General features: G+C 38.5%; 10 protein-coding genes. 5 read left to right on the top strand and 5 right to left on the bottom strand.

The annotated features are described in order from the left end of the window. Nucleotides 1-140 precede the first annotated feature (140 nt). The 5 genes from CA730_RS16325 to fraC all read right to left on the bottom strand — a co-directional run bounded on the left by CA730_RS16325 (nucleotide 141) and on the right by fraC (nucleotide 4915). Nucleotides 141-1583 carry a phosphoglucomutase/phosphomannomutase family protein gene (locus tag CA730_RS16325; protein WP_096668871.1) on the bottom strand — a complete coding sequence of 481 codons (1443 nt, stop codon included), beginning with the start codon at nucleotides 1581-1583 and terminating at the stop codon, nucleotides 141-143. Nucleotides 1584-1709: 126 nt separating this feature from the next. Further along, on the bottom strand, nucleotides 1710-2357 hold the full coding sequence (gene purN, locus CA730_RS16320) for a phosphoribosylglycinamide formyltransferase (RefSeq protein WP_096668869.1): 648 nt from the start codon (nucleotides 2355-2357) through the stop codon (nucleotides 1710-1712). A 166-nt stretch (nucleotides 2358-2523) separates the two neighbouring features. Next, a complete protein-coding gene (locus CA730_RS16315) occupies nucleotides 2524-3303 on the bottom strand; it encodes an ABC transporter permease (protein ID WP_096668867.1) in 780 nt (259 codons plus the stop codon). After that, nucleotides 3300-4337 carry a septal junction protein FraD gene (gene fraD / locus CA730_RS16310; RefSeq protein WP_096668865.1) on the bottom strand — a complete coding sequence of 346 codons (1038 nt, stop codon included), beginning with the start codon at nucleotides 4335-4337 and terminating at the stop codon, nucleotides 3300-3302. The genes CA730_RS16315 and fraD overlap by 4 nt, the downstream gene beginning before the upstream one ends. Nucleotides 4338-4378: 41 nt before the next feature. Next, the gene (gene fraC, locus CA730_RS16305) at nucleotides 4379-4915 is read right to left on the bottom strand and encodes a filament integrity protein FraC (RefSeq protein ID WP_096668863.1); all 537 of its coding nucleotides are present in this window, start codon (nucleotides 4913-4915) and stop codon (nucleotides 4379-4381) included. A 732-nt stretch (nucleotides 4916-5647) separates the two neighbouring features. On the opposite strand from fraC, the gene CA730_RS16300 reads away from it, so the two are divergent. From CA730_RS16300 to CA730_RS16280, 5 genes are all read left to right on the top strand, one after another. Next, a complete protein-coding gene (locus CA730_RS16300) occupies nucleotides 5648-6784 on the top strand; it encodes a cob(I)yrinic acid a,c-diamide adenosyltransferase (protein WP_027402849.1) in 1137 nt (378 codons plus the stop codon). 270 nt (nucleotides 6785-7054) lie between these two features. Next, nucleotides 7055-8155, top strand: a complete 1101-nt coding sequence (gene ruvB / locus CA730_RS16295; RefSeq protein ID WP_096668861.1) for a Holliday junction branch migration DNA helicase RuvB — start codon at nucleotides 7055-7057, stop codon at nucleotides 8153-8155. A gap of 183 nt (nucleotides 8156-8338) precedes the next feature. Further along, entirely contained in the window at nucleotides 8339-8851 is a 513-nt protein-coding gene (locus tag CA730_RS16290) for a COP23 domain-containing protein (RefSeq protein WP_157750005.1), read from the top strand. A gap of 18 nt (nucleotides 8852-8869) precedes the next feature. Further along, nucleotides 8870-9631, top strand: a complete 762-nt coding sequence (locus CA730_RS16285; protein WP_231939865.1) for a S1 family peptidase — start codon at nucleotides 8870-8872, stop codon at nucleotides 9629-9631. 428 nt (nucleotides 9632-10059) lie between these two features. Then, nucleotides 10060-11805, top strand: a complete 1746-nt coding sequence (locus tag CA730_RS16280) for a tetratricopeptide repeat-containing S1 family peptidase (protein ID WP_231939864.1) — start codon at nucleotides 10060-10062, stop codon at nucleotides 11803-11805. Nucleotides 11806-11878: the final 73 nt, after the last annotated feature.

The raw sequence follows: 11878 nt of genomic DNA, 5'->3' as shown, positions 1-11878 counted from the left end.
GGTATCTTGTTGTTCATAACTCATTTAGGCTAGTATCGCAGGGCAGAAGTCAAAAGTCAAAAGTCAAAACGAAGACAGTATAGGCTTTTTAACGATTTAGAATGGTTGGTTTATTTATGCCGTGTTGTACTAGTTATCAATTAATTTGATTCTGCCCAATTTTCCGCCCAAGCTAGAGTTTTATGAACTTCCTCTGGTGTGGACGCTTCACAATAAAGACGTAAAACCGGTTCAGTACCGCTGAATCTAATCATTAACCAACTTTGATCAACCAGACGAAATTTATAACCATCAATTGTTTGACAACTAATTACACCTTTACCCGCAATTTCTGTTAAAGGTTGAGATTGCAACTGTTTTAATAGTCGCCCTCTGACTTCCATATTTGCTAAAGGTAAATCAATCCGATCATAGCTGGATGAAAAACCAGTTTGTTGTTGTAAATAGCGATAATATTCACCTAAATCCAACCCTGATTCTACCACTGCTTCTAATACATAAAGTGCCGATAATAAAGCATCGCGTTCGGGAATATGGCTACCATAACCAATCCCACCGGATTCCTCACCACCTAGCAATACCTGGGTGGCTAACATTCGGTCAGCAATGTATTTATAACCTACTGCTGTTTCATGGATAGAAAGGTTATGTAATGCGGCTACACGGGGCATTAAGTCCGAACCGCTGACAGTTTTGACGATTTCGCCCTGAAAGTTGCGGCGCAGGGTTAAATGGTCAATTAAGATGGGAATTAGGATTTGGGAACTGAGGAAATTAGCATCTTGATCTACGGCGGCAATGCGATCGCAATCTCCATCAAATACCAAACCCACAGTTAAACCGGTTTTATGGGTTTTCCGATGGGTTTTCATAACTGTAAATAGTCGGGAAAGATACTTTGGTAAAGGTTCAGGCGCACCACCTTCAAACAGAGGATCACGGTCGCTATTAATTTCCTTAACTTCTTCCCCTAATAATCGGGCTAATCCCCCGGCAGCTGCCCCGTGCATGACATCCACAAATATTGTTAACTTGCCAGTTGCGATAAATTCCTTAATTTTGTCAATATCAACTTTAGCCGCTAATGCTTGACAATAACTCGGCCAAGGATCAAAGGTTTCTTCCTTACCTGGAATCGCCGCCGGGGCAACTTTTTCTGATAATAAAGCCTCTATCTCTTGAGTAACTTCCGGTGGTACTGAACCACCAAAAGCACTTTTAACTTTTAATCCTAAATATGCACCAGGATTATGACTAGCTGTTACAACTAATGCCCCTAAAGCCTTGAGTTCTTTAGCCGCCCAACTGTAAGCTGGAGTTGGGGCAAAAGTTTCGCTAAACAGGACATCAAAACCAACTGCGGTGACAGCATTGGCAACCACACGGGCAAACTCTTCCGCCATAAATCGGCGGTCATAACCGATAATAATCGTTCGGCTACCCACTTGGGAAAAGTAAGTATTATGTAAAACTTTGGCTGCTACGGTTGCGACTAATGCCAGACGTTCAAAGGTAAACTCCTCACCTATCACACCCCTCCAACCATCTGTACCGAATTTGATTGGGTTAGTTACAACTGACATAAAAATATCCTAAATTTCTCACTGAGAATTTTAACATTAGTCAGTGGTCATTTGTCAGTTGTCAGTGGTAATAAAACTCTTCCTCTATTACCAATTACCAATTACCAATTACCTATTCCCTATTCCCTATTCCCTTTTTAACAAAGAAATTGCTATTGGTAAAATCCGATGCTCTTGGATTTGAATTCTCGCGTGTAGTGTTTCTGATGTATCATCTGGTAAAACGGGAACAGCCGCTTGAATTAAAATTTCGCCACTGTCAACTTCTAAAGAAACAAGATGTACAGTACAGCCAGTAATTTTGACTTTCGCAACTAAAGCCTGTTCTACAGCTTGCACGCCTTTAAAACTTGGTAATAAACTGGGATGAATATTAATCATGCGATTAGGAAAAGCGTCAATTAAAACTTGTGTTACTAATCGCATCCATCCCGCCATAATCACGAATTCTACATTATACTGCTGTAGTGTTTGGACAACTTTATGATCAAATTTTTGACGATTTTTGTAGTCTCGATGATTTAACAATACAGATTCTACACACCAATTTTTAGCCCTAACTGCTGCTTTCGCATCAGGATTGTTGTAAATTAGAACTTGAATTTGCGCGTTAATTTTACCGTCGGCAATGGCTTGGGCAATTACTTCAAAATTACTACCATTGCCAGAAGCCATAATTCCTAGTTTCAAAGGCTGATTAGATGAAACTTGGTGATTATAAAGATCAGGATAAATGAGACTATCAGTAGTATTTATGGGAGAATCGTGAATCATAGACAATAATTATTTTCACAAAATTTTTGAAGGTCGAGAGTTTCAGATCCCCGACTTCTTTAAGAAGTCGGGGATCTTGTTATTTGTTATCGAGAAATTTTTCTGATTTATTAATCATAATTATCTAAATCAAATTAATCAAACAAATCATCTTTCTGAGTATTATTTAAAATTCTCGTCTTAAGAAAATAATAATGGCGATCGCTAACAACATAAAACTGTACAGTAAACTATAACCTGCATTGGTAACTAATCTGATTGGATCAGGTAGTGCTTGCAAACCGTAAACAGCATCATTTTTTAAATCTAATCTAGATAAATCTGGCAAAATTAGATATAAACTTTGGGTAATGCGTTCCATCCCAGGATTCTGACTTAATTTACCTAATGCCACTAGATATTGAGTAACATTCCCCATTAAATACACTGCAAATGTTAGGGATGTAGCTATTGGTGAACTAGTAAAAACGCCCAAAGTAATGGCTACGGCAGTAATTAAACATAATTGCAAAAATATGAATAGCGTAGCCAGAAAAATGCTAGTAATTGGATAGGATACTTGACCAACTTGTAAGAATCCTAAAAAAATTATTGTCATTGCAGTAATGAGGACACCGATAACTGCTGATAACCCTAAATATTTACTAGCAATAAATTCACTGCGGCTGATGGGTTTGGCAATTAATACTAAAATAGTGCGTTTTTCAATTTCTTTGTTAACTAATCCTGTGCCGATAAATATAGCGACAATTAAACCAATGACGTTCATTGTTGCCAAACCAAAGTCCAAAAATATTTTATTACTGGTGGTGCCGGCAAATTCGGGAATGGCACGGAAGGCAATAGCCAGGATGATAGCATAAAAACCGATGATGTACAGAATGCGATCGCGGATCACTTCCTGAAATACATTCTTAGCCATGACGACAGTTCTAATTACATTCATAGTAATTTCTTGTTACTTTCTTGTTGTTGTGCTGGTGGAGAACCCATGATAAATTTACTTGTGCGATCGCAAGTAAGACGAGCAACGGTATTTTTATTATCTGTTTGTTTATCAGAGTTAGATGGTTGAATCAGACAAGATTTTTTCCAGTAATATCCTTGAGCGTTGGCGCTGGGACCCCCCCAAATTGTCAAAATATCCAGCCTATATCCACCAGAGTTGATACCGACTACACGCGGTTCAACTCGCCACAATAGCTTTTCTTGAGATTTACCTAAATTACTATTAATCGTTCTTCTTCCCAAGTTGCCTAGTTGCTGATTAGCTTCTAGTAACCATTTTTCTACTTCACCCCAAGGTTTATTGGCAAGTTGTTGATTAATTAAGGGTTGTAGTTTATTTAAGATCAAATCACCAGTTTTTGGCTTTCGTGCTGGTGGTTCTAATCTAATCACAAAAGCACTTTTCTGAAAATTATCTGCTCGTAAACTGGGATATTCTTTTAACCATTTATCTATCACGAAGTAAAACTGAAGCCAACAACTAATTAGCATACACCAAGCTAATAAAACTACAACTTTTTGACGATCTTGTAATTTAGGAAGTTTGGCTTTTGCTAATTTTCCACCTGTACCTTCAAAGAAATTAGGTATGGCTGTAACTATGGCAGCTATTGTTGGCCAAATAACTATCGTATTCGATGTTAATACACCTTCTTTGTGTCCAAAGGCAAAGACGCTCACTAAAAAGCCCGTGATTACTGCCCCAACTGGCATAAAAGTTCCGGGAATTCTTAAAGGATCGTCGGTAGTATACCAAGTTGTTCCTGCTAATAAAAATAACCAACCACAAAAGGCAATAATATCCCTAATATACCCTACGGCAAAATATGATATTCCCCAAGAAAAAACACTCAAATAGATAAGTGTTTGCCATGAGTATGCTTTAGTTGGTGTCAGAAATTTTTGCACTCCTGCAAATAAATCCTGAATATATTTAAATATCCCACCTATTTCCTTCAATAAAAAGTTCATGAGATTACCTCTAATTAATGCAATGATGAATATTGATCATTTTACCGAGAGCGAATTAATATGATGAAGGTTATGGCACTGTAACTGAGTGAATTTGCTATTAATGTTGCCGTGATTAAATTAGTATTCTGCAACTTAGCTATATTCATATAACTAGCTCTTTGTTGTGAAGAAATGGGTTCTGGCTGGGTGTTTTTTCCGCCTTCACCCATAAAAATGATGAGGATCTTCATCAATAAAAATTTAACTAAGAAAGTCGCCATGAAAATAGTAAATGATAATAAAATTATCATTGTACTAATGCTAGAAGCTTTAATCTTATTGAAAAATACATAATTAATCAATTCGGCTTTGATCGGAATAGGTAACATCGGTTCGACTGTGAAAAACACAATCCAGCCAATGACACTCGAAAAAACATTTAAGGCAATGGCATAAAAAATGCTGGTTTTTTTATCAAACTTTAACCATTTATGAAGAACATAGGCTTCTATGGGAATGGCAGTTAGTAAGAATAATATTTCAAAAAATATCGCCCCAATAGGCAAGATTATGGGTAGTGATAATTCATCAGACATAATGGTAACAACAAGAAGATTTTAGGAGTTAGTTAGATCCCCGACTTCTTCAAGAAGTCGGGGATCTGGGGATTACGTTTTTTTTGACTTAGTTGTACAGAGTATAACTGAAAGAATACGGATAATCGGCAATTATCTCATTGTTCTGACATTTATGATCTGAGTGTGACAGGATATTTAGATTGATTTTATTAATACATCTGTCCAGCTTGAATACGCAAAGATAAAACTGCCCACCGTAGTATACAAAAGCGTAAATAAACCAACCATGATAAATCTCCTAAAAGCCTATACTGTCTGCGTTTTGACTTTTGACTGGGAATTTGAGATTTTAGATTAAAAAATTTGGATTTAATGTAGGGGTAGCGCCCTGACAGGTGTAGGTTTTTTACATTCTGGTGAGGGCAAGACTTGGGCGACAAGGTGGACAAGGTGACAAGGGAGGAAAACCCTACAGGATGATGTTTTTTGGCAACAATAACACACCGTTAAAAGACTATTGTGCGGATAAACTCTTCCTTGTCTACGTTCCCTCCAAGTCTTCCCAGTCTTGCCTTCACAGACAATATTAAAAACCTACCCTTGTGAGGCCTACCCCACCCCGTGCCTACCCTAGTATTTGAGGACGGAAAAATACTCGCTGCGCTGCGTACGCTTCGCTAACGTCAATCCACAATTGAGTGATTCTAGTTTCGTTAAGATAAGAATTGCCACTTTATAGCTTTTCAAAAGATGACAAGGAACGGTATCGGTATTCGCACAGCGCAAGTCCGTTCTGAGCGGCTTACGGGTCAAATTCACGTCTATGATGGTATTGGGAAAGGTAAGTCCCAAGCGGCTTTAGGGGTGGTTTTGCGCTCAATTGGGCTGGGAATAAATACACCTAGTGATTCTAGCCGGGTTTTATTGTTGCGGTTTTTGAAAGGGCCAGAACGAGATTATGATGAAGATGGAGCGATCGCTGCATTACAGCGCGGGTTTCCCCATTTAATTGATCAGGTTCGCACCGGGAGAGCGGAATTTTTTGGTCATGATCAAATTACAGCTTTTGATCGAACAGAGGCTGCAAGGGGTTGGGATGTAGCCAAAGGGGCGATCGCTTCGGGATTGTATTCGGTAGTTGTCCTGGATGAAATTAACCCGGTTTTGGATTTGGGTTTGCTGTCAGTGGATGAGGTAGTCAATACTTTAAAATCTAAACCCCAAGAACTGGAAATCATCACCACTGGACGCGCAGCACCGCCACAATTATTGGATATTGCGGATTTGCATTCGGAAATGAAACCCCATCACCACCCCACAGCCGCAGAACTTTTTATTGAAGGCATTGAAATTTATACAGGTGCAGGTAAGGGTAAATCTACCAGCGCTTTGGGTAAAGCTTTGCAAGCAATTGGTAGAGGCATCAATCACCCTGGTTCTACCCGTGTATTAATTATGCAGTGGCTCAAAGGCGGTAGTGGTTATACTGAAGACGCAGCGATCGCCGCCTTACAACAATCCTATCCAGAAATTGTAGATCATCAACGCTGTGGACGGGATGCCATTGTTTGGCGAAATTCTCGTCAAGATTTAGACTATATAGAAGCAGAAAGAGGTTGGGAAATTGCCAAAATTGCGATCGCCTCTGGTGTCTATAAAACAATTATTCTTGATGAACTCAATCCCACTGTTGATTTAGAATTGTTACCCGTTGATCCCATTGTTCAAGCCCTCCTCCGCAAACCTCGTGATACAGAAGTGATCATCACCGGGCGCTGTCAAAACCAACCCGCTTATTTTGATTTAGCTAGTATTCACTCTGAGGTTTACTGTCATAAACACTATGCAAATCAAGGCGTAGAATTAAAGCGTGGAGTTGATTTCTAAAGATACAGCGGGTTTCATCTGTATGAGTTACATCTTAGCCCCCTCCTCGCTTGCGGGGAGGGGGTTGGGGTCATTGGAGGACGCACCCTACAAGAGATAAAATCCACATTACATATTTAGAAAACTTTGTCAATGCGTAAGCCCTATAATAGTAAATTTACAAAATTAAATAAATATCTGTATTCTCAAGCAACCCCAAATATCCTATACTAAATCTTACCTACGAATGATTAAACCCCCATTTCTGTACTTCTGAAATCCCTGAAAATTATGGCGATTATCTCCTCCAAAAAACAGCCTCCAGAACCCAACGGAGAACCCAAAAAGCAACGGGAATCAGCCAAAGTACCCCCCGCAGAAAATCTGTTGCAATCAGAAGCTGCCATTAATGAACAAGGGAAACCAGAAGAAAGTATTCGTCCCCAGCGCTTTGCTGATTACATCGGCCAAAAGGATTTAAAGGATGTCTTAGATATAGCCATTAAAGCTGCTAAATCTAGGAATGAAGTCATGGATCATTTGCTGTTGTATGGACCACCAGGTTTAGGTAAAACCACAATGGCGATGATTTTAGCCTCAGAAATGGGGGTAAGTTGCAAAATTACCAGCGCCCCAGCTTTAGAACGACCACGAGATATCGTGGGGTTATTGGTGAACCTGAAACCAGGAGATGTATTATTTATAGATGAAATTCATCGGTTATCACGGATGACAGAGGAAATTCTCTATCCAGCCATGGAAGACTGTCGCTTAGATATCACCATAGGTAAGGGTTCTAGCGCCAGAATCAGAAGTATACCCTTGTCTAAATTTACCCTAGTTGGGGCAACAACCCGCGTCGGAGCTTTAACTTCCCCATTGCGCGATCGCTTTGGCTTAATTCAAAAGTTGCGTTTTTATGAAGTTGATGAACTTACTCAAATTGTGACTCGCACCGCCGAATTATTACAAACTTCAGTTAATTTAGACGGGGCTACAGAAATAGCCAAACGTTCACGAGGGACACCAAGAATAGCTAATAGACTACTAAAAAGAGTCCGTGATTATGCGGAAGTAAAATCCTTTATAGAAATAAGTGCAACTGTAGCATCGGAAGCATTACAACTATTCCAAGTTGATCCTTGCGGTTTAGATTGGACAGATAGAAAAATGCTCAGTGTGATTATTGAAAACTTTAATGGTGGTCCAGTCGGCTTAGAAACCATCGCTGCTACCACTGGGGAAGACACCCAAACCATTGAAGAAGTTTACGAACCATATTTAATGCAAATAGGTTATTTAAGTCGGACACCCAGAGGGAGAATAGCAACTAAAGCCGCCTATCAACACATGGGGTTTAAGCCACCTAATGAGCAGTTATCATTACTGTAGCCTAAGATCCCCGACTTCTTTAAGAAGTCGGGGATCTGTCGGGGATCTTAGGCTAAAACAAGAGAGAAAAAGAAAGCTCTGAATTTAATCCCTAATTACCTACTTATGAGTTAAAATCTCATTGAAATCACGCAAATAATTGAACATATGGCCACAAAAATATCTGGTCAACTACACCCAAAATTGACTCAAATATTTGCTACAGCGTCATTAACAGCCTTAGCAAGCTTTACAGCCATGAGTCAACCTAGTTACGCTGGAGGCACTAAATTCTATTGTGCCGCAGAAGATGGGCAATATTTCACCTTTACCCGTACAGAAGACGGTCAAAGACACAAGATTATGGGTTGGACATCAACCTACTTTCCCTCGCAATACAGCCCTAAAAAGCGATGTCAGGAAGTATCAACAAGATTTCAAAGAAATTACGATAATGGTACACTGAAAAAAATCGCCTCTGGAATAGTCAACAGGGAAACCGTAATTTGTTCTGGAAGTGACTCTAATACGGTCTGTAACTCCGGTAATTTACTATTTACCCTCAGACGGGGTACAAATGGCAGAGATGTGGCTAATAGGTTGTTTAATCGTCAAGCTCTAGCTGGCGCTGAAATTATGAATCAAAATTCTAACACTGATGATATCATCTTTGATTTTGATACTTACTTAAATAATTTACCAGCGGAGCAAAAATAAACTATACATCTTTTCAAGTTGTCAAATTTTACAATTATCAAATTCATCACCTGTGTTAGTGGTTTGTGTTTACTATTACCTAATTTAAGCCTAGATGCTAATATTTATACTAAGAATACTCCCGTAGACCAACCACTAACCCGACTTTCTCCAGCACAAGTAAAACAACAAGCAACAGATATTACCGTTAAAATCCTGTCAACGGAGTTTCTTGGTTCAGGAATATTACTGAAGAAAAATGGCAATATTTACACAATATTAACAAACGCTCATGTTTTAGAAGCAGGTCAAAGACCTTACAACATAGAAACGCCAGACAGGAAAATACATAAAGCCAAAGTATCTAAAAAAATGAAGTTTGGTAAATATGATTTAGCCATGTTGGAATTTTCTAGTAATACAATTTATGGAGTAGCAAATATTGGGACTCAATCAAAAATAGGAGATAAAGTATTTATTGCGGGTTTTCCCGCTGATGAATCAGAAAACACAGTTCAACAGTTCACATTCACAACAGCTAGAATAGTTCTAGTTCTAGAAAAAGCCTTAGAAAGAGGATATCAAATAGGATATACAAACAAACTAGAAAAAGGCATGAGTGGAGGACCATTATTAAATGAAAATGGTCAATTAATCGGTGTTAATGGAATGCACGCTTATCCATTATGGGATGTTCCCTCAGTATTCATAGATGGTACACCAGCAGATGAAAAACTACATCAACAAATAGTCCGTTTAAATTGGGCTATAGCCATAGATAAACTCAAACCTTCTCCATAGTTAACCTCCTCTTTAAAGGCTTTTGAACCCACGAAGGTGGGTTTCGTCTGTGTAGCCGCGACTTCTAGTCGCCCTTGCTTAGATAACGAAAAATCAAGGCTTTTGAACCCACGAAGGTGGGTTTCGTCTGTGTAGCCGCGACTTCTAGTCGCCCTTGCAAGTAATAAATTAGACTTTTCAAACACCCTCTTTAGGTCTTTCTATGAGATAATTAATGTTGGGTTTCCTTGCGTCAACCCAACCTACATTTTGTACAAAATGATGGTTTTTGTAATTGGGTACTTATAGTGTTATTGTGAGACAAGTTATTTTTTTACCGGAATCTAGTAATTGTTATTTACCAGATTCTTATATATATTTCAGTGGTTGGGTTGATGATTTAGACAGAAATTAAACAATCAAAATCCTGTAAATCCTTGGACATTCTGATGCTGACAATTAATATGTACTATAAATACACAATTCCCACATTATTTATCCTCACATCTATCACCCTAAACCAACCAACGACGGCCAAAGATTTATCATGCAGTTCTAAAATAGATAAAATATCCCAAAAAATCACGGTTTTAATTGATATTAATAATAAAGATAATGGTTCGGGAATTTTAATTAAACAAGAAGGTAATACTTATACTGTTCTCACAGCTTTTCACAATGTTAAAAATACTAGTTTAAAATACACTATTATCACCCCCGATGGACAACGTTATCCCATTCAGGGGGAAAATATTAAACCACTGGGAACAGGGATAGATTTAGCTGTGGTGAAATTTGTTAGTAGTAAAACCTATCAAGTAGCTAAATTTGGCAATTCTGACTTAATAAAACGTGGGGATAATGTTTATGTAGCTGGGTTTCGTCTTTCCACCCCCAATATTACTGCACCGCTTTATGATTGCTTTGATGGACAAGTTTCCGCTCATGCCACTCAAGTAACCATAGATGGTGGTTACAATTTAGTTTATACCAATCCCACCCTCAAGGGCATGAGTGGCGGACCAGTGTTAAATTCAGAAGGTGAGTTGATAGGTATTCATGGCAGAGGTGATGAATATGACAATAGGGAAAGAGATAGATTTGCTGGTATTCCTATTAATACTTATGTGCGGATTGCAGCAGGTGTTACTGATAAGCCCAGCATTAGGGGTTTAACAGCTAATGATTATTTTGAGTTAGGATTTAAGAAGTATGAACAAAAAGATTATCGAGAGGCAATAGTAGCTTATACAGAAGCTATTATTTTTAATCCCAACTATTCCTATGCCTACAACAACCGGGGAGTTGTCCGTTATGAATCAGGAGATAAGCAACGAGCAATAGATGATTACAACCTAGCTATCAAGTTTAATCCCAACTATGCCGATGCCTACAACAACCGGGGAGTTGTCCGTAATGAATTAGGAGATAAGCAACGAGCAATAGATGATTACAACCTAGCTATCAAGTTTAATCCCAACTATGCCGATGCCTACAACAACCGGGGAGTTGTCCGTTATGAATCAGGAGATAAGCAACGAGCAATAGATGATTACAACCTAGCTATCAAGTTTAATCCCAACTATGCCGATGCCTACAACAACCGGGGAGTTGTCCGTAATGAATTAGGAGATAAGCAAGGAGCAATAGATGATTACAACCTAGCTATCAAGTTTAATCCTAACTATGCCCAAGCCTACAACAACCGGGGAGTTGTCCGTAATGAATTAGGAGATAAGCAAGGAGCAATAGATGATTACAACCTAGCTATCAAGTTTAATCCTGAATATGCTGATGCTTACACCAATCGAGGAATTATTTATCATCAGCAAGAAAACTACACAGCCGCAATATCTGATTATAATCAAGCAGTTGCCAAAAATGCTAACAGTTTAGTCGCTATCAATAATATAGGCTTGATCAAATATGAACAAGGGGACAAAAAAACAGCGATTAAACAATGGCAACAAGCTATGAAAATTAACAATCAACTTGCTGAACCTATATTAGCGTTGGCTGTTGCTTTGTATACTAAGGGAGAAAAAGAACAAGCTTATCAATTAGCAACGACTGCATTAAAATTAGATAAAAACTTTGCTGATGTCAACGTTCTCAAAAAGAATGTTTGGGGTGATAAAATAATTGCTGATACTCAGAAATTGCTATCTACTTTACCTAGAAAATTACAACAATAATATTTTGTCTGATAGCAAAGCGTGGCGTAGCCATATCAGGATGTCCAGGATTTAAGGATTAACAGGATGTTTA

The sequence above is a fragment of the Dolichospermum compactum NIES-806 genome, assembly GCF_002368115.1.
Lineage (GTDB): Bacteria > Cyanobacteriota > Cyanobacteriia > Cyanobacteriales > Nostocaceae > Dolichospermum > Dolichospermum compactum.
Note: the sequence above shows the minus strand (reverse complement) of the source record. Positions and strands in the feature narration are given on the sequence as shown.